19 protein-coding genes are annotated in these 18,403 nt (G+C 61.8%); 6 read left to right on the top strand and 13 right to left on the bottom strand.

Annotated elements, in window-relative coordinates; genetic code table 11:
* Nucleotides 1–2: 2 nt before the first annotated feature.
* The 3 genes from I6E58_RS01710 to I6E58_RS01700 all read left to right on the top strand — a co-directional run bounded on the left by I6E58_RS01710 (nt 3) and on the right by I6E58_RS01700 (nt 3,146).
* The gene (locus I6E58_RS01710; RefSeq protein WP_197129682.1) at nt 3–1,271 is read left to right on the top strand and encodes an ABC transporter substrate-binding protein; all 1,269 of its coding nucleotides are present in this window, start codon (nt 3–5) and stop codon (nt 1,269–1,271) included.
* 100 nt (nt 1,272–1,371) lie between these two features.
* Entirely contained in the window at nt 1,372–2,253 is an 882-nt protein-coding gene (locus I6E58_RS01705; protein WP_197129679.1) for a carbohydrate ABC transporter permease, read from the top strand.
* Nucleotides 2,250–3,146, top strand: a complete 897-nt coding sequence (locus I6E58_RS01700; RefSeq protein ID WP_231595113.1) for a carbohydrate ABC transporter permease — start codon at nt 2,250–2,252, stop codon at nt 3,144–3,146. Before I6E58_RS01705 ends, I6E58_RS01700 begins: the two co-directional genes overlap by 4 nt.
* A 73-nt stretch (nt 3,147–3,219) precedes the next feature.
* Here the strand turns inward: I6E58_RS01700 and I6E58_RS01695 are convergent, their stop codons facing one another.
* Entirely contained in the window at nt 3,220–4,518 is a 1,299-nt protein-coding gene (locus I6E58_RS01695) for an ATP-dependent RecD-like DNA helicase (protein ID WP_129072579.1), read from the bottom strand.
* Between the two features lie 95 nt (nt 4,519–4,613).
* Here I6E58_RS01695 and I6E58_RS01690 point away from each other — a divergent pair, with 95 nt between their 5' ends.
* Nucleotides 4,614–5,660 carry a hypothetical protein gene (locus tag I6E58_RS01690; protein ID WP_197129677.1) on the top strand — a complete coding sequence of 349 codons (1,047 nt, stop codon included), beginning with the start codon at nt 4,614–4,616 and terminating at the stop codon, nt 5,658–5,660.
* Between the two features lie 25 nt (nt 5,661–5,685).
* Here the strand turns inward: I6E58_RS01690 and I6E58_RS01685 are convergent, their stop codons facing one another.
* The 3 genes from I6E58_RS01685 to I6E58_RS01675 are packed head-to-tail and all read right to left on the bottom strand — an operon-like array spanning nt 5,686 to nt 8,365.
* Nucleotides 5,686–7,143, bottom strand: coding sequence for a glycosyltransferase family 2 protein (locus I6E58_RS01685; RefSeq protein WP_197129675.1), 1,458 nt, complete (start codon nt 7,141–7,143; stop codon nt 5,686–5,688).
* Entirely contained in the window at nt 7,140–8,003 is an 864-nt protein-coding gene (locus I6E58_RS01680; protein WP_197129671.1) for a HEAT repeat domain-containing protein, read from the bottom strand. Before I6E58_RS01680 ends, I6E58_RS01685 begins: the two co-directional genes overlap by 4 nt.
* Nucleotides 8,000–8,365 (bottom strand): response regulator transcription factor, encoded by a 366-nt coding sequence (locus I6E58_RS01675; protein ID WP_197129668.1) that lies wholly within the window; start codon nt 8,363–8,365, stop codon nt 8,000–8,002. The genes I6E58_RS01680 and I6E58_RS01675 overlap by 4 nt, the downstream gene beginning before the upstream one ends.
* A gap of 135 nt (nt 8,366–8,500) precedes the next feature.
* Between I6E58_RS01675 and I6E58_RS01670 the strand changes: the two genes are divergently transcribed.
* Nucleotides 8,501–10,465 (top strand): ATP-binding protein, encoded by a 1,965-nt coding sequence (locus I6E58_RS01670; RefSeq protein WP_197129665.1) that lies wholly within the window; start codon nt 8,501–8,503, stop codon nt 10,463–10,465.
* Nucleotides 10,466–10,495: 30 nt separating this feature from the next.
* Here I6E58_RS01670 and I6E58_RS01665 read toward each other — a convergent pair whose 3' ends face one another.
* The 9 genes from I6E58_RS01665 to I6E58_RS01625 form a co-directional block, all read right to left on the bottom strand.
* Nucleotides 10,496–12,457, bottom strand: coding sequence for a cytochrome c oxidase assembly protein (locus tag I6E58_RS01665; RefSeq protein ID WP_307841925.1), 1,962 nt, complete (start codon nt 12,455–12,457; stop codon nt 10,496–10,498).
* Nucleotides 12,458–12,579: 122 nt separating this feature from the next.
* Nucleotides 12,580–12,870, bottom strand: a complete 291-nt coding sequence (locus I6E58_RS01660; RefSeq protein ID WP_100387826.1) for an HU family DNA-binding protein — start codon at nt 12,868–12,870, stop codon at nt 12,580–12,582.
* 72 nt (nt 12,871–12,942) lie between these two features.
* The gene (rpsN, locus tag I6E58_RS01655) at nt 12,943–13,248 is read right to left on the bottom strand and encodes a 30S ribosomal protein S14 (protein WP_197106841.1); all 306 of its coding nucleotides are present in this window, start codon (nt 13,246–13,248) and stop codon (nt 12,943–12,945) included.
* A gap of 2 nt (nt 13,249–13,250) precedes the next feature.
* The gene (gene rpmG / locus I6E58_RS01650) at nt 13,251–13,418 is read right to left on the bottom strand and encodes a 50S ribosomal protein L33 (protein ID WP_009773536.1); all 168 of its coding nucleotides are present in this window, start codon (nt 13,416–13,418) and stop codon (nt 13,251–13,253) included.
* Nucleotides 13,418–13,654 carry a 50S ribosomal protein L28 gene (rpmB, locus tag I6E58_RS01645; RefSeq protein WP_129072582.1) on the bottom strand — a complete coding sequence of 79 codons (237 nt, stop codon included), beginning with the start codon at nt 13,652–13,654 and terminating at the stop codon, nt 13,418–13,420. The genes rpmG and rpmB overlap by 1 nt, the downstream gene beginning before the upstream one ends.
* A gap of 160 nt (nt 13,655–13,814) precedes the next feature.
* Complete coding sequence (locus tag I6E58_RS01640; protein ID WP_129072583.1) at nt 13,815–14,198, bottom strand: Fur family transcriptional regulator; 384 nt, start codon at nt 14,196–14,198, stop codon at nt 13,815–13,817.
* 10 nt (nt 14,199–14,208) lie between these two features.
* Entirely contained in the window at nt 14,209–15,120 is a 912-nt protein-coding gene (locus I6E58_RS01635; RefSeq protein ID WP_197129662.1) for a metal ABC transporter permease, read from the bottom strand.
* On the bottom strand, nt 15,117–15,974 hold the full coding sequence (locus tag I6E58_RS01630) for a metal ABC transporter ATP-binding protein (RefSeq protein ID WP_197129659.1): 858 nt from the start codon (nt 15,972–15,974) through the stop codon (nt 15,117–15,119). The genes I6E58_RS01635 and I6E58_RS01630 overlap by 4 nt, the downstream gene beginning before the upstream one ends.
* Nucleotides 15,975–15,987: 13 nt before the next feature.
* Complete coding sequence (locus I6E58_RS01625; RefSeq protein WP_197129656.1) at nt 15,988–16,992, bottom strand: metal ABC transporter solute-binding protein, Zn/Mn family; 1,005 nt, start codon at nt 16,990–16,992, stop codon at nt 15,988–15,990.
* A gap of 153 nt (nt 16,993–17,145) precedes the next feature.
* Here I6E58_RS01625 and I6E58_RS01620 point away from each other — a divergent pair, with 153 nt between their 5' ends.
* Nucleotides 17,146–18,399, top strand: a complete 1,254-nt coding sequence (locus I6E58_RS01620; protein ID WP_197129654.1) for an FAD-binding protein — start codon at nt 17,146–17,148, stop codon at nt 18,397–18,399.
* The last annotated feature ends 4 nt before the right edge of the window (nt 18,400–18,403 follow it).

The raw sequence follows: 18,403 nt of genomic DNA, 5'->3' as shown, positions 1-18,403 counted from the left end.
TCATGCCCGTCACGAGAAAGACGACTCTCGCTGCTGTCGCTGCCCTCAGCGCCACAGCCCTGATCCTCACCGGTTGTTCTGCCGGCGGTGAAGGCTCCGACGACAACGTACTCCGCATCGCCATGGGCTCCCCCGGAGAAGCCCAAATCCGCGTCTGGGACGACGTTGCCGCCCAGTTCGAGGCCGCCAACCCCGACGTGACCGTCGAAATGAACTACCAAGACGACGATCTGTACCAAACCATTGGGCTGCCCAACCTGCTCAATGGCCGCAACGCTCCCGACATCTATTTCGAGTGGGCAGGCGCGCGGCTCGAACAGCGTGCCGCTGACGGTTTTGCCGCCGACCTGACGGATGCCGTGACCTCCGGCCCCATCGCTGGCCTCTTCGACGACGAAGTCTTCACCTCGCTCACCGTCGATGGCGCCGTCGTGATGGTGCCTCACTCCGCTGACGTCACCAACGTGCTCTGGTATAACGAAGACATCTTCGCGGATGCCGGACTCACCCCGCCCACCACCTGGGACGAACTGCTCGCCACGTGTGACGCCCTTGATGCTCAGGGAATCATCCCCATCGCCTCCGGAAACAAGGATCTCTGGGCTGCCGGCAACTGGCTCGCCCATCTGACTTCGCGGGTAGTTGGCGAGGACGCCTACAGCTCAGCTCTCGCCGGCGAAACCGATTTCAACACCCCCGAGTGGATCGAAGCCTTCGGTTATGTCGAAGAACTCGCCGACCACAACTGCGTCAACGAAAGCGTGAATGCGGTTGACGACAACGAAGGCGCGCAACTGTTCTTCCAGGGCAAAGCCGCCATGCATGCCATTGGTTCCTGGCTTGTCAGCTGGGCAATCGACGAGGCACCCGACCTCAACTTCGACTACGTCAACCTCCCCGCCATGCCCGGCGAAGGAAACCAGGAGAGCGTGATCGGTGTTGTCACCGGCTACGTCGTCAATGCCAAGAGCACGAAACAGGATGAGGCAGCAGAGTTCCTCGCACTGCTCAACAGCGACGAGAACGTTCAGCAATTCATCGGAGCAGAACTTACCCCGATGACGCTCTCGGCGGCATCCGGCGAAGACATCGACTCGCGCACGGCGTCGCTCACTTCGCTCTTGGAGACTGCCCCGGCGATCGTTCTCCCGCCCGACAACGGGTATGACCTCGAGACCGCCAACGCGCTGTACGCAGCCCTTGCTGAGGTGCTCGGTGGTCAGACCGCTCCGGCGGATGCCGTTGCCGGTATAGATCAGAAGCTGGGCTAGCAACGCCTCGCTAGCTAGCCGCCCCGCTAGCTAGCCCCTCCTCTGGTCGTCCGTCACCCGAAGGCGGACGACCAGTTCTCTCTTTCGAAGGGATCTCCCCATGAAGCCGAACCGTACGGTAACCCCGTATCTTTTCGTGGTGCCCGCCATGGCGGTCTTCGGCTTCGCGGTGCTCTTCCCTGTAATCATGACGTTCGCGTACAGCTTCACAGAGTGGAACGGCTACGGCACCATGGTGTTCGTCGGCATCGACAACTACCTCAAAGCCGCTAACGACGCGCTGTTCCGCGACTCGTTCGTGCACGTTCTCATCTATATCGCCATCACGATCGTGTTGGAGGTCGTCGTTGGCCTCGTTCTCGCTGGCCTCGTGAGTGTGCACCGCCGCGGCTCGCTCTGGTTCCGCGTCGCCATCTTCACGCCCGTCATGTTGCCGATGGTCGTAGTGGCCGTGCTGTGGGCTTTCGTTTACAACAACGACTTCGGTCTTCTCAACGCTGCACTACAGACTCTGGGCCTTGATAGCCTCCAACGCGTCTGGCTAGGCGATCCCGCCACGGCGCTGATCGCGGTCAGCGTGGTCTCCGGTTGGGTATATGCCGGTTTCTACATGACTATCTTCTATGCTGCCTTCAACCAAGTGCCGACCGAGGTGGTCGAGGCTGCTCGACTCGATGGCGCGAACGAATGGCAACTCTTTCGCCGCGTCAAGGTACCGATGATCCGCAATGCGATCACCGTCGCACTCTTACTCTGCATTACCGGCGGCTTCCAAGGCTTCGATCTCTTCTACGTCATGACCAACGGTGGCCCGTACGGCGCCACCGAGATCCCCACCACCTACCTCGTGAAGTCTGTATTCAGTTTCCAGAATGTTGGCTATGGCTCAGCGATGGCGGTCGTGCTCACTGCTGTCGTCGTTGCTTTGGGCCTGATCTTTATGCGAGTGAATCGTGAGAAGCCAGAGGACGTGCGCTCATGAGCCTGACCAAACGCACGGCACCCTCCGCTGCACGGCGAGCCCCCGGTAGTCGGCATCATGCCGGGCGCACGACTCCCCGGCGCTTACCCGATGTGCTCTTCACTGCTGCTCTCGCGGTCATCGCCGTGGTGTTCTTCTTCCCCATGCTCTGGATGGTGTTCTCCAGCTTCAAATCAAACTCCGCGATCTTCGCGACTCCCTTTGCGCTGCCGACCGAGATCGACTTCGGTCGCTGGGTTGAGGCCTTCGAGGTCGGCCATATCGGCCAGTACGCGCTGAACAGCATCATCGTCACGGGCGCTTCGGTGTTGGGCATCCTACTGTTCGGGGCCGCCGCAGCCTTCGCCTTCAGCCGTTACCGCTTTCGCGGTCGTAACCTTCTCATGGGGTTACTCGCCCTGGGCTTGCTGTTGCCCCTGCAGTCGTACTTCATTGCACAGTCCACCATGTTCACCCAGCTGGCCATTACCGACACTCGCTGGGCACTCATCATCCCGTACACCGCCATGGGCTTACCGCTGGCCGTGTACTTGCTCAAGGTCTATCTGGATGCCGTACCCCATGAACTCTTCGAAGCCGCGCGCATCGACGGGGCCAGCGACCTGCGCGTCTTCGGATCGATCGCTCTGCCGCTTCTTCGCCCCGGTCTCGCGACGGTCGCCATCTTTTCGGCGCTCTCGAGCTGGAACGAGTTCTTGCTCGCGCTGCTCTACATTCAGGATGACGCGCTCAAAACGATTCCCACCGGACTGCTCGCATTCTCCAGCCGGTATGTAACCGACTACGGGCTGCTCTTCTCGGCGCTCTCGATCGTGACGCTGCCGATGATTGTGATCTACATCGTCTTCAATAAGCAGATCGTGGAAGGCATCACGGCCGGCAGCGTGAAGTAGGCGAAGGTCGCACCGCACGAACGCGAAAGCGGGGGAGTGCGATCCCAACCCGGGGGAGCGCTAGCCCAGTCCGCTACGCCTGAATGGCGGGAATGGGCTTCGATCGCGACATGAAGCGCACCACGTTTTCATCGACGATGATGTCGCTCGGGCGCAGCGGGCGCGTGAGGTACAGCCCCTCAAGCCGGCTGATGCGACTGAGTGCAACATAGGTCTGGCCCGGTGCGAACGAACGTGGCCCGAGATCGACAATCGCGCTGTCATAGGTCTTACCCTGCGACTTGTGGATCGTCACGGCCCACGCCAGGCGCAGCGGAAACTGCGTGAACTCGGCCACGACATCTTTACGCAGCGCTTTGGTGCGCGCCGAATACGAATACTTGAACTTCTCCCAGACAGCGGGCTTCACTTCGTAGTCGCGCCCGTCGATCTCGACCCAAACGGTGTCGGCGACCTTGACCACGGTGCCAACGCTGCCGTTGACCCAGCGCTGGGTGCCGCCCTCTTGCGTGTCGTTGCGCAGGAACATCACTTGAGCACCGACCTTAAGCTCAAGGGCTTCGTCGGCCGGGTACGCGCGTCCGCCGAACTCTCCCGAGATCTGCGCTTTGGCGGTGAGCACTCGACCGGGCAGGCGGGCGAGCGCCGAGGCGTTGATGCGTGTCACGGTGCTGTTCGTGGTCGCCAGCGTTATCGTTCCGTCGTTCGGTGCGGGGCGAGCGCCGACGGAATTCAGGCGGGCCGCGATCTCGGCGGTGACGCCATTGTGACGCACCGCATTGAGCATGTACTTGAACTCATCTTCATGCTGGCGGTGGATGCTCGTGAGTTCGTAAATCGTCAGGTCGGTTTCTTGCCACACGAGAGCGTCGAAGAACCAGATAGAGCGGTAGCGGTCTTCAAAGTACGCGCGTTCGTCGGGGTCACCCGGAACCGGAGCGAGTTGATACGGGTCGCCGAAGAGCACGACCTGCACGCCGCCGAACGGTTCCTTCTTGCGTTGCCGCGCTTGACGCAGACTGCGGTCGATCGCGTCGAGCAGGTCGGCATTGACCATCGAGACTTCGTCGATGACGAGCGTCTCGATCGTGTTGAGCAGCTTGCGCAGTTGATCAGTCTGTTCGAGCTCGTGGTCGGCGATGACGCCAATAGGCAAACGAAACAGCGAGTGGATCGTCTGACCGCCCACATTGAGCGCGGCAACCCCGGTGGGTGCACAAATCACTATCTGCTTGGAGGTGTTGTGCGCCAAATGGTTAAGGAGCGTGGATTTACCGGTGCCCGCCCGCCCCGTAACAAAGAGGTTCTCGCGCGTCGTCTCGATGGCAGCGAAGACGGCTGCCTGCTCGGGCGCGAGGGTTATTGTGGACACTCAATCACCCTAATGCTGCTGATGGCCTCGACTGTGCCTGCGCGCCGCATTCTGTGTGCAGGGGATCTCTCACCTCAGCGGTTTAGGATGTGTGAATGCGTCGCGAGCTTGTCACCTGGTCTATCGTGCTCGGGCTCATCATTGCTGCCTTCATCACGACGGTTCTCATCGTGAACTCCACGCTGTTCAGTGCGGGTGGCTTTGTGCGCAGCTACCTCGGAGCTCTCGCGCGCCACGACATGGCATCCGCCTTGCAGATCTCCGACATCCAGCTGCCTGAAGAGTTCGGCGCTTCGTCGGATGATGGCGCGGGCGCAACCCCCATCGACACCACCGGCGCCGGCTCGATGCTGCTCGCCGGTTCGCACGATCTTTTGCGACCGTCGGCACTCAGCACCCTCGACGACATCGAGCTCGTCGACCGCACAATCAACGCGGATGGCACCGAGACCGTGACGTTCGATTTCGTTCTCGATGGAACGGCTTCCAGTTCGACCTTCACGGTTGAGCGCGATGGAACGAGCTTCGGGGTGTTCGCCGACTGGAAGTTCGTCACCCCACCGCTCGAGATCGTTCGGCTCACCGTCACGAACTCTCAAGAGTTCTCGGCCAATGGCTCCGAATTCGTCACACCGAGTTTCGGCGCCGCCGCACCCTATGTAGTTCTCACCCCCAGCAGTTTCGAGATCAGCCACACTTCCGCGTTTCTCAAGGCTGATCCGATCATGGTTTCCGCGGTCGAGCCTGGGGCCACCGTGCGTGCGAACCTCGAGGTCGTCGCGAACGAAGCAATGGTGTCTCACGTGCAACGCGAGGTAAACGATTACCTTGACGAATGTGCCACCCAGGTTGTTCTTCTGCCCACGGGATGCCCCTTCGGCCAGCCCATGTCGAACCGCATCGTGACCTCGCCCGAATGGAGCATCGCGAATTACCCCGCGGTCTCACTCGTTCCCGGCTCCGAAGCGGGAACCTGGCTCATGCCCACGACGGATGCCGCCGCCCACCTCAAGGTTGATGTGCGATCGATCTTCGATGGTTCGGTCTCCACCTTCGACCAAGACGTTGACTTCACCTCGAGCTACCTCGTTACCCTGATGCCGGATGACGAGTTACTCGTCACGGAGCAGTTTCCCAACTAGCGAGCATCCGCCCCGCTCGACGCCATCAGGACTGCGATTGTGGGCGTGCAGCAGGGTTCTCGCTCTGCTCCTGATCGAAGCCCGAGCGGGCGATGGTTCCCCATTCACTCGGGCGCTTGAAGAGCGCGCGATAGACGCCCTGTAGCCGCCACCAGGTGTGTACGAGATGGAAACCCATCAGTTCCGCGAGAGTCGTCAGCAGAAGCGTGATGACATCGCGGAGCCGCGAGTAGCGATGGTACGCATTCTCCTCGATCAACACAGCAGCTAACGAGGAGATCAGCGAGAGACCCACCGAGACGAAGAACGCGAGCGCGAAGAGTTGCCACGTGATGAGGCCGGTGATGGCACCGGCGAGCGCAATGAACGCACCGATGACACCGAAGATAGGGCCGTAGAATTCGAACAATACGAAGTAGGGGAGCGTGAGCATCCCGAGCACACCGTAGCGGGGGTTCAGGATCATCTTTCGCTGCTTAGCGATAAGTTCGCCAAGGCCCTGTGACCAGCGGCGGCGCTGAGTGCTGAGCGCTTTAAAGGTGTTGGGCACTTCGGTCCAGCACACGGGTTCGGCAACGAAGGCAATACGGTACGGCCGTTTCTCGTCTCGCGCCTTCTTGGTAATGGAGACGACGAGGTCGGCATCTTCGGCAAGCGATGTCGCATCGAGCCCGCCCACTTCAAGTACGGCGTCACGCCGGAACGCGCCGAACGCTCCTGAAATGATCATGAGGCCCTTGATGGATGCCCAGCCCGTGCGCCCCACAAGGAACGCCCGCAAGTACTCCACCACCTGAATGCGCTCGACCCACTTCTTTGGCATCTCCACTTTCGTGACGGCGCCTCGCGAGACCGTGACCCCATTGGCCGGACGAATGACTCCGCCCACGCCAAGCACGGTGGGATCAGCAACGAACGGCGCTGCGATGTGAAGGAGGGCGTCGCGCTCGAGCAGCGAATCCGCGTCGATCATGCAGACGATTTCTTGGTCAGCGACGCGCAATCCCGCGTTGACGGCATCCGAGCGCAGCCGCACGCTCTCCTTACGTACGACTGTGAGATCACCACTGCGCGAAGCCCACAGATCGATGATCTTGCCTTCGTGATGCGGTGCGTTTGCGAGTTCACGGGGAGACAGGCGCAGGTCGAAGTTTTCTTTGAGCTTCTCGAAGGTGGCATCCGTCGATCCGTCGTCAACGACAATGATGCGCGTCAGGGGGTAGCGCAGATTGCGCAGCGCCAGCACCGCATCTACGATGCCGGATTCTTCGTTGTGGGCGGGCACAATGACCGAGATCCCGGGCGTGAGAGGGTTCGCGAAGATTTCGGAGAGCGACATCGACGAGGGCCAGTTCACTTCACGCGAAACCTCAAGCGCTCCCCGCAGTAAGACCACGAGAAAGATGCCGTTGTACATCCCGTAGTAAACGATTAGTACCCAGGTGACCCAGTAGGTGACGTGCGAAAGTACGTCGAGCATCATTCGGCCTGCAGTTCGTAGATCGCTATTTGCGCGTGAGAGTGCTCGTAGGCGCTGTACGTGGCCATGGCCTGCAGAGCGGGCAACGACAGGGGCGAACCGAGCCGTTGAAGCGAGCGGATGCTCGCTAACCGCACGACTTCGCTGGGGGAGGAGAGCCCCGCCTCGATCACCCTTCTCGCATCCACCAGGTTCAGTTGCCCGGCCAAGTCGAGTGCCATCGCGCGAACACGAACACTGCTGTCGGATGGGGTGTCACCGAAATCGGCGATGGTGGAAGGAGCTGCTCGCAAGACTGCCATTGACACGATGCGCGCAGGGATGTCTCTTGAGCCTTCAGCGCTACGCAGCAGCGCGGGCACGAGAGAACTCAGCCCGGCGCGGCCGATGACCTGAGCGGCGAGACTGCGCACCCGCGCATCTCGGTCGGTGAGCATCCGTTCGACGGAGACGGGAGCGAGCTCTGCAAGAGGAGCAAAGCGGTCGAGCGCCCGCGCTCGCGTCAACGCAAAGGGGGATTTCATGTGGGCTAGGCACTCGCGGTGAAACTGCTGCGTGACCAGCCAGGTGGTGAGCGCTGCGCGGTCGTCACCACGAACTTGCGTTGCAGTGTGGGCGGCTAATCGCGTGAGGGCTCGAGTGTCAGCACGCGAGAACGCGAAGCTGGTGTTTCCGTCGATGATGTCGAGCAGCACAGGGCGCACTCGGTCTCGCCGTTTCTTCTGCCGGTCGTTGACGATAGTGCGGATGACACGCTCGCCTACGACAGTGAGGGCCAAGACCCCGCACACCGTCGCCGTCGTGAGCAGCAACGCCATCATGAGTCCCGGAATAGTTGGGAGCGCCTCGACCGCGTCAATCATCTCGACAACAGAGCCGTCGCCCGCGCCAGCAGTTCCCGAGAGGAGAACGGCTTGACGACATAGTCGTCGGCACCCGCGGCGAGCGCTCGTTCAATATCTTGCTCTTGCGCTTTGGCTGTCAGCATCAGGATGCGGGTTTTCTCGAAGGCAGGATCAGCACGCAGCTCGAAACAGACTTCAAGGCCGTTGCGTCGCGGCATCATCCAGTCCAAGATCACGAGGTCAGGAACGGTGGCGCGAGCAGCCCCCAAACCGGCTTCGCCGTCGTGCTCGGTCTGCACTTCGTGACCGGCTTGTCTCATGCGGTGAACCACGAGCGCGCGGACATCTTCATCGTCTTCTACGATCAGGATCAGGGCCATAATTACGCCTCCCCACAGGCTTAATCTCCGAGCACCGGCGCTCAGGCTTGCCACTAGTCTGTCATTAGTCGGAGTCTGGGGGCCGCAATGGCAAGATCGCAGTTGACTAAGCCGGGAGATGTTCGGCGGGTCTCCGTGACCTCTGCCTCCACCGTTATCTTGCTCTTTCTTGTGTTTTTGCTGGGATGGGGCTTCGTCGCTATCTCCGCTCCGGGCTCCCACGTCGCGGCGTGGTGGCCCGCCGCTGGCGTCAGCGTCTTGCTGGTCTTGCGACTCCACCGCTCCCAGCGGCTCTGGGGCGCTCTCGCCGTGATTGCGGTCACAACGATGTCCAATATGGTCGGCGGCCGAGAACTGCTCGTCGCCGTGTCCTTCGGAATCGCCAATAGCGCTGAGGCCTGGCTGGTGGCGTTCATCCTGACCGCAGCGGGTCGCACTCGACCCGCTCTCGATAGCCTCGCGATCGCGTACCGCCTCTGTGCTGCGGTAGCGGCCGGGGCGATAGTAGCTGGGTTTCTCGCTGGGGCCACAGTCGTTATTTTCGACGGCGGATCCTTTGTCGACACCCTGGTCGGAGTGAGCGCCGCCCACGGGACCGCCGTGCTCATCATCGTTCCGTTCGCGCTGCTTCCCGCGACGCGGCTCACCCAAGTTCATCCGCTCGAAGTCGCCGTTCAAGTGCTTGCTCTGGCCGGGGCGCTTTTCTACGTCTTCGGCCCCACAGCGAACCTCCCACTCTCGTTTCTTCCGCTGCCCGTTATCGCCTGGGCTGCATTCCGCTTTCCGACCCGCGTGGTGCTGTTCGAGATCGTCGGCATCGCCCTCGCTGTCTCTTTCTTGACCTCGGCCGGTGGTGGCCCCTTCGACCAAGCGGTCGCACTGGGAGGTGATCCTTCGACCCTGATTCAGATTTTCTTGCTCTCTGTGGCGTCATTCGTGCTCCTCGCAACTTCTTCCCAGAATGAGAACCGACTGGTTACCTCTCGACTGACCGATCGCGAGAGCGTTCTTCGGGGTGGTTTCGTCGGGTCGCGCGTCGGGCTGCTCATCGTGGAGACGTATCCGCAGGGGTTCGTCGTATTGGAATCCAACGAGATCGCCTCGGCCGTCATCAGCCCCGAACGCGAAGAACGCACGGACGCCGATGGAGAGCCCGTCGTGCTCTGGCATGGCCCACTCGCTGAAAGAATCAAGGTGGCCGTGCGCCGACGCGTCGATCATGTCAGTTGGCAGGCCGGCGTCAACGGAGTCCATTCCGACATCGACGTGCTCATCACCGCCCAGAAACCCGCCTCGCTGCAGCGCTACAGCATCCAATTTGTGGATGTTTCTGCCGCGCGTCGTACCGCGGAAGCCCAGCAGCTCGCGCTCGAGAATGAGCAGAAGGCGACGGCACGCGTCACAGAGCTGAACCGCCAGAAAGAGGAGTTTGTGGCTTCTGCCAGCCACGAGCTGCGAACGCCAATCACGAGCATCATCGGGTACGTCGAGTTGCTCGAAGAAGAAGAGCTGGATGACTTTCAGCGCGCGTCAGTGGAGACGATCGCTCGCAACGCGCGGCGGCTTGCCGACCTCGTTGAGAGCCTGCTCGAGCTCGGCCGCCCCCGCAATCCGTCGACCAGCGTCGATACAAGCGATGTCGTGCATACCGCGCAGGAGGTCGTGCGCAGTCTCGTACCGCTTGCCCAGCGCGCTGATCTGACGCTGACGGTCGCGGCCAGCGATCCGTTACGGGCAGCACTGCCCGCCATCGAGCTCGATCGTATTCTCACGAACATCGTCAATAACGCCCTCAAGTTCACTCCTGCGGGCGGCACCGTGACGGTCTCATTCGCGCGCACCGCGACGGAAGTAATGGTCAGTGTCACCGACACCGGCTTTGGCATGGCCCCAGAGACGGTTGAGCACATCTTTGAGCGTTTCTACCGCGCTCCCGATGCCGAGGAGCGCGGTATTACCGGTACCGGCCTCGGCCTCCCGCTCGTGCAGGGGCTCGTGAACAAACACCTCGGGTCGGTGACGGTGGCATCGGTTGTCGGCGAGGGAAGCACGTTCACCGTAAATCTGCCGCTGGCCAACGCAAGCGACCACGCGATCTAGCGAGCATCCGCCACGCTGCGAATTCGTTACTTAGCGCTTAGCGAGCATCTCGTTGTAGGCATCCAGTTCGGCATCGCCGTCGCGATCGGCCTTGCGGTCGTAGCGAACCGAGGCGCGGCCGTCGCTGCGGCGCCACATGATGGCCACCGCAATCGCGAGGGCGATCGTGGGGATCTCGCCGACGCTCCAGGCGATACCGCCTCCGATGCGCTGGTCTTCAAGCGCGCTCACGCCGGTATCCCAGCCCATCGCGCCGTACCAGTCGGCCAACAGCAGCCCGGTGCCGGTCATGAGGCCGAGGCCAAAGAAGGCGTGGAACGCCATCGTGGCCAGCAGAATCAGCAATCGGATCGGGAACGCGGGGCGGTGTGGTGACGGGTCGACTCCGATGAGCGCCTGCACGAACAGGTAGCCGGAGGCCAAGAAGTGGATGATCATCCACTCATGCCCCACATGGTCGGTCGACGCCCAGCGGAATAGCGGCGTGTAATAGAACACCCACAGTGAGATCACGAAAATAGCGGCGGCTACGACCGGATGCCCGATGACGGCCAAATACCGCGAGTGCACGATCAGCAGAATCCACTCGCGCGCTCCGCGGCTGCCGTCGGTGCGCTTGCTGATCGCGCGCATCGCCAGCGTCACGGGAGCGCCCGGAACCAGCAGCACGGGAATCATCATGCCGAGCGTCATGTGCCCGAGCATGTGCATCGAGAAGAGGTAGCCCTCGTAGACGTTCACGCCGCCGTTGGTGATGTAGAACAGCAACAGCATCCCGAGAACCCAGAACACAGTGCGGTGAACCGGCCAGCTATCGCCGCGCTTGTGGAGGCGCCAGACCCCCGCGAGGTAGAAGAAGATCGCGAAGGCACAGATGAGTACCCAGATGAGGTCAAAGCTCCAGAGGGTAAAGAGGTTGCTGGCACTCACAGGCGGCGGCAGCGGAGACCCGGTGAGGTAGGCCGCGGGGGAGGAGTCGGGCACATCGGCGGCCACGATCTCGGGAACGGGAGTGGGTGTCGTAGCCAGTGCAGCGGCAGCGCCCGAGGCGAGGCCCATGAAAGCGAGCTCAGCGGTGACGATCCACCAGAACCATCCGCGTTCCTTGCGGGGGCTGGATTCGAGGCGGCCGATCGCATAGTTGCGGTACACGGCACCGAAGAGCCCCATGACGATCAGAGCAAACACCTTGACGAGCACGAGGATGCCGTAGGGCGACAGTAGGTTCGCTAAGTTCTCGACGCGAATTTCTGCACTCACATAGCCGGAGGCAGCGACCACGATGAAGCTCACGAGCGCGATGCTCGAGTAGCGGCGCAGCACGATCGCGAGGCGATCCTTGCCCAGAGCAGGGCGGGCTACCGCGATGGCGAGCAGCCCGCCGAGCCACAGGGCGGCAAAGACGAGGTGCAGGTAGATGGCGCTCGTGGCGGCGTCGTGATCTGCCGTTCCGCCGCTGTGGCCCTGCAGCGCCATGGGGATGAGGCCGGCAACAGAGAGCACGAGAACGAACACGAGCGCGCTCATATTGCGCACCGCGAAGCACAGAACGGTCACAACAGCCGCTATGAGCACTGTGGCGAGCCAGGCTTGACCGAGTTCGGTGACCGTCAAAAAGCTCGCGAGAACGTCACCAAAGGCGCTTGAGAGGTCAATGGGCTGGTTGCGTACCGCCAAGAACGTGAAAAAACCCGTGAAAGCGGATGCCACGGCCCAGACGGCAGCGCCAGCAGCGGCGAAGTCGAGCGTGAGCGTGAATTCGTCACGCTTCGGGCTCATCGCGAAGATCGCGATCATGAGCGCACCAATAGTGGCAGCGAGCCCCAAGTTCACGAATAGCTTGGAGATGGGCAAGCCCCACCGCACGACGGCGCCGGGGTCAAGCAGAATCGGAGCTTCTGCTCCGCCGCCAAACCGCAAACCTGCTACCACCACGACAAAGGCGACGACGATCAGCAGCGCGGGACCGGCTATCCGGCTGATTCGTAACACGCTTCAAGAGTACTCGCGGTTATCCGAGAGTGTGCCCAGCGGCCACGCACCGCGGCGTTCGCCCCTCAGCCATGCAAAAAGGGCGACGTCCCGAAGGATGCCGCCCTTTTCAAAGTTGCTACTTAGCCCTTGGCTGCTGCCTTGAGCTTGCTGCCTGCACTGAGCTTGACGCCGTGGCTGGCCTTGATCTCGATGGCTTCACCCGTCTGCGGGTTACGGCCGGTACGAGCCTCGCGGAAGGTACGCTCTGCAGCCATCCATCCGGGGATCGAAACCTTGGTTCCTTCGCCGACCGACTTGGACAGCACGGAGAAGAAAGCGTCAACGACGCCGGATACGGCAGCCTGGCTCTGGCCAGACTCTGCGGCAACCGCCGCTACGAATTCAGTACGGTTTAGCGACTTGTCAGCCATAAGGTGGTCCTCCTCGGACGTAGTGCAGTTAGTTGTTCCGAAACGTTAGAAAACGTCGGAACCGCTTGGAATCTACCAGCTTGACTTGGTAATTCCGGGCAACTCGCCCCGGTGAGCCATTTCACGGAAGCGAACACGGGAAACACCGAACTGCTTGAGGTATCCACGGGGACGGCCGTCAATGGCGTCGCGACCGCGTACGCGGATCGGCGAAGCATCGCGGGGGAGCTTCTGAAGTCCGAGGCGTGCAGCCTCGCGTGACTCGTCAGTTCCGGCGGGGTCGACGAGAGCCTTCTTCAGCTCGAGACGACGCTCGGCGTAACGCGCAACGATAACTTTGCGCTGTTCGTTCTTTGCAATCTTGCTCTTCTTAGCCATGTTTAGCGCTCCTCGCGGAATTCAACGTGCTTGCGAACCACCGGGTCGTACTTCTTGAGTACGAGGCGGTCGGGGTTGTTGCGACGGTTCTTGCGCGTCACATAGGTGTAGCCGGTTCCAGCAGTGGAACGGAGCTTGATGATCGGACGTACGTCCTGTGCCTTTGCCATTAGATTTTCTCCCCACGTGCAAGGAGGTCCTTGACAACGGATTCGATGCCACGAGCGTCAATTACCTTGATGCCCTTTGCGGACAACTGAAGAGTTACGTTGCGGCGAAGCGACGGTACGTAGTACGTCTTCTTCTGGATGTTCGGGTCGAAACGACGCTTGGTGCGACGGTGCGAGTGCGAGATTGCGTGTCCGAAGCCGGGAATGGCGCCGGTCACTTGGCAGGTTGCTGCCATGGTGATACTCCTGTTCTAGTTACCGTAAGGACTAAGCCTTACCCAAGATCACTTGTCGGCACACACACTGCATTCTTCTTGAGCCGTGTTTTCACGCGGTTTCAATCAGGGTGGGATGTGTCTGCGAGAGCGGAAGATACCGCTCGATCAACGGTATATGTTACGTGCTAGAGCACGCCGGGCACAACCCGAAGACGTCAACAATGTGGTGCGGTTGCGTAAAACCGTGTTCAGAGGCGACGTTCTTTGCCCACTCTTCAACGGCATCCGCCTTGATTTCGACCGTGGTTCCGCAATTGCGGCAGATCAAATGGTGGTGGTGCGAGTCGGGCGTGCACGCGCGGAACAGGCTCTCGCCGTCTTGCTGCAGTGAATCGGCGTCGCCGGCTCCGGCTAGGTCGGCCAAGGCGCGATAAACCGTGGCCAGCCCGATTGAGCTACCGGCGTCGCGCAGGGCCGTGTGCAGCGCCTGAGCGCTCACGAAACCCTCTGACTCAGTCAGAGCATCCCGCACCGCTTCTCGCTGCCACGTATTGCGCTTCATAGCGACCATTCTAGCTTTTGCCTGCTGGGCTAGCGGTGATCAATTCGGCTCCTGATGCGCGGCTCGCGCTGCGGCGGCCGCCCCGGTTGCGACGCACCGCGATGATGCGACACACGATGTAGATCAGGAACGAAATAGTCGTGATGTACGGGCTGATCGGCAAGGAGCCGCCGATCGCGAGCAAAACGCCACCGGTCGCCGACACAAAACCGAAGATCATGCTGAGCACGGGTACGAGCCTCGGCGACGACGACACCTGCATCGCTGCCGCGGCTGGCGTCACGAGCAGCGCCATCACCAGGAGAGCGCCAATAATCTGCACCGCCACCGCGACCATGAGACCCAGCAGCACCATGAATCCGAGCGAAAGCAGGCGGGAAGGAACGCCGCGAGCGCCCGCAACCTCCGGATCGAGGCTGTCGAACGTCAGCGGACGCCACACGACAAAGAGGGCGGCCAGCACCACGACGCTGATCACGATCAGCAGTCCGAGTTGCTCGCTGTCTACCGAAATGATTTGCCCGGTGAGGAGGCCAAACTTGTTTCCACTGCGTCCGGGATAGAGCGCCAGAAACAGGATGCCCAAACCCATACCGAACGGCATGAGTACGCCAATGATCGAGTTTCGATCGCGAGCCTTCGCCCCGAGCATCCCGATCAGAATCGCAGCAACAAGGGAGCCCGCGATCGAACCCGCGACAACGTTGACCCCGAACAGTAGTGCGGCGGCAGCTCCCGCAAACGAGAGTTCGCTGATGCCGTGCACCGCAAACGCCATGTCGCGTTGCATGACGAAGACGCCGATGAGCCCGCCCGCGATGCCGAGCACCGCGGCGGCAATCAGGGAGAAGCGCACCAGGTTGAGCAATTCGCCGTAGTTGGTGAAGTTGACGAGCTGACCCCAGAATTCGTCGAAGGTCATTCGCTCTCCTCCTCGTGGTGGTGGTCGCCCTGTGGCGTGCCAGCCACGATGACGCGGCCGCCCACCCGCACGACCTCGACGGGTGTGCCGTAGAGCTCGCTCAGCACTTCGCTGCGCAGCACTTCATCAGGTGTGCCAATGGTGAACTTGCCACCGGCGAGGTACAGGATGCGGTCAACCATGCTCAAAATCGGGTTCACGTCGTGCGTGACAAAGATAACCGCGGTGTCGTGCTCGCGACGGCGGCGGTCGATCAACTCAGACACGCCTCGCTGATGCTGCAGGTCGAGGCTGAGCAGCGGTTCGTCACAGAGCAGCAGCACGGGATCGGCAGCGAGGGACTGAGCGACCCGCAAGCGTTGCTGCTCGCCGCCCGACAGCGAACCGAGGGGCTGGCCTGCGTAGCTGGTCGCCCCCACATCAGCGATCAATTCGTCGACGCGGTCTTTTACCGCGCGGGGGAGGGTCGGGAATCCGAAACGGTGCCCATTGACTCCGAGAGTCACGAGATCTCGCCCTCGTAATGGAGTCCCGGGGGCCGCAAGTTTTTGTTGAGGAATGTAGCCGATGCAACGATCGCCGCGGCGAACCGGATGCCCGGCCACCGTGATCGTGCCCGAGTCGAGCTTCTGCTGACCGAGGATCGTTTTCAGCAGGCTCGACTTGCCCGAGCCGTTGGCTCCCAGAACCGCCAGAAACTCTCCGGGCGCGACATCAAGGTTCAGGTCTGACCAGAGAGTGCGCGCGCCAAAGCCGAGCACCCCATCGCGGATGCTCAACACGGGAACTGCCGCGGACGCCGAAGCATCCGCGGCAGAAGCCGGTGTAGTGGCTGTAGCGGGGGTATCGCTCACAGCGTTGCCATCGTTACGGGACAAGGACCACCGCGAGTTCGTCCAAGTTTGAAGACATCCATTGAATGTAGTTTGCACCCTCGGGCAGCGTCTCGGTAAATGACACCACGGGGAGGTCGGCCGCTTCGGCCGCTTCGCGGACGCGCTCAGTCTCAGGGCTTGCGGTCTGCTCGTTGTAGGCCAAGAGCGCAGCATGACCGGAATCGATCAACTCAAGCACCTCGAGTAGAGCGGCTGGGGGAACATCCGAACCCTCTTCAATGGCCTCGGTGAACTCAGGCGACGTGTCGTCGTGGAGACCGACCGCTTCGAGCAGGTACACGGCAACAGGCTCGGTTACTGCAGCGCCCTTACCTTCAGCGCTCTCGGCGATGGTGTCAGCCTGGTCTTCGAGTCCTTCAAGGTCGGTAAGGAAAGCAGCGAGGTTGGCCTCGAAAGCGTCGCTGTTCTCGGGGCTCAGCTCAGTGAGCTCTTCGCTGATGTGTTCAGCAACGTGCTCGATGGCGTGAAAGCTGTACCAAATGTGCTCGTTGAAGCCCTCGATGTGGTCGTGGTCTTCGTGGCCCTCTTCGTCAGCATGCTCGTCGTCGGCGTCCTCATCGTGATCGTCGCCGTCTTCCTCGAGCAGGCCAGAGGCGTCCACCGCGTTGATGAGAATGGCGCCTGAGCCTGCCGCTTCGTACAGGGCTTCAGCGAAGGGGTCGTAGCCGCCGCCGTTGAGCACAACAAGCTCGGCTTCGGAGACAGCCAGCTGGTCGCGGGCGGATGCTTCGTAGCTGTGGGGGTCTTGGGCCGGGTTGTCGATCAAGCTGGTGACCGACACGGCGTCGCCGCCCAGCGTGGAGACGAGATCTCCGTAGACGCTGGTGGAGGCAACGACGGCAATTGTGCCGTCGTCTTCGGCGGGCTCGGTGGTCGAGCATCCGGCAAGGGTCAGCGCGGAGACCGCGAGCACGGCTCCGGCGGTCAGCGCGCGCGAGCGCGGAGTGACAGAAAAAGCAGAGGTGAAGCGAGACAAGAGAGTGTCCTTCTAAAGCTGTAGCTGATAGCGGTAATGAGATTCGTTATCAATAGAATACACGCCGACGAGGATGACGGCGAATCAGCCGACATCCATCCCTGCTGACTACGCTCAAGGAGCTTTGTGATGGGCACGGAAAGAGGGCGCGCGATGTCACCAAAAACCACCAACTGGGCCGGCAACCTCAGCTACGGTGCCGAAACGATCGAGCAGCCGACCACCGTGACCGAGGTACAAGAGCTTGTGGCTCGCTGGCCCCGCGTTCGAGCGCTCGGCACCCGACACTCTTTCACCGACATTGCGGATACCGCCGGCGCACTGATCAGCCTCGCCGGCCTCGACCCTGACATCCAGATCGACGAGGCGTCGCTCACCGTGAGCGTCACCGGGGGCACCAGTTACGGCATCCTGATGGCCGAACTGCAGCAGCACGGGTTCGCTCTGCACAACACGGGGTCGCTCCCGCACATCTCCGTGGCCGGAGCCACCGCTACCGCAACCCACGGCTCCGGAGACGGCAACGGCATCCTCTCCACAGCCATCGCCGCGCTCGAACTCGTCACCGCTGACGGCTCGCTCGTGACGGTCGATCGCTCCAGCGATGACATGCCAGCGCTAGCGGTGGGCCTCGGGGCGTTCGGGATCATCACGCGCGTGACCCTCGACATCCAGCCCAGCTATGTCGTGCGCCAAGACATCTACCGGTTTGCCCCATGGGAGACCGTGCTCCAACAGTTGGATGCCGTGATGGCCAGCGCCTACAGCGTGAGCCTTCTTGCCGACTTTGCGAGCCCAACCGTGGCCCAGATCTGGCTCAAGACGCGCCTGGGCGCCGGCGCTGAACCGCCGCTGGCATCCACTCTGTTCGGCGGCACTTGGTATGACGACTCAGACGAAGCTTCGAGCGAGCATGTGAACCAACGAGCAAGCGTGCCTGGCCCGTGGTCAGAACGGATGCCGCACTTTCGTCTCGAGGGCCAGCCTTCCAACGGCGGCGATGAGTTGCAGAGCGAGTACTACGTGGCACGAGAGCACGGCGTTGAGGCGTTGCAGGCGCTGCGCGCTCTCGGTGCCCAGATCTCGCCGCACCTGCTGATCTCAGAGATCCGAACGGCCGCCGCCGACTCCCTGTGGATGAGCCCCGCCTACGAGCGGGATGTGCTGTGCATCGGCTTCACGTGGGCGAAGCATCCGGCCGAGGTCGCCGCGCTACTGCCGGTGATCGAGCAGGCGCTCGCGCCCTTCACACCGCGGCAGCACTGGGGCAAGCTGTTTCACTACGGCGCCGACGTCATCCGCGAACGCTTCCCGCGAAGCTCCGACTTCGTCAGCCTGCAGCGCGAGTACGACCCGCACGGCAAGTTCTGGAATCCGTTTCTCGAACGAACCCTCGGGCCGCGCTAGCGCG

The sequence above is a fragment of the Salinibacterium sp. SWN1162 genome, from assembly GCF_015864675.1.
Taxonomy (GTDB): domain Bacteria; phylum Actinomycetota; class Actinomycetes; order Actinomycetales; family Microbacteriaceae; genus Rhodoglobus.
The sequence above is the reverse complement of the archived record's forward strand: the minus strand, read 5'-3'. Positions and strand labels throughout refer to the sequence as shown.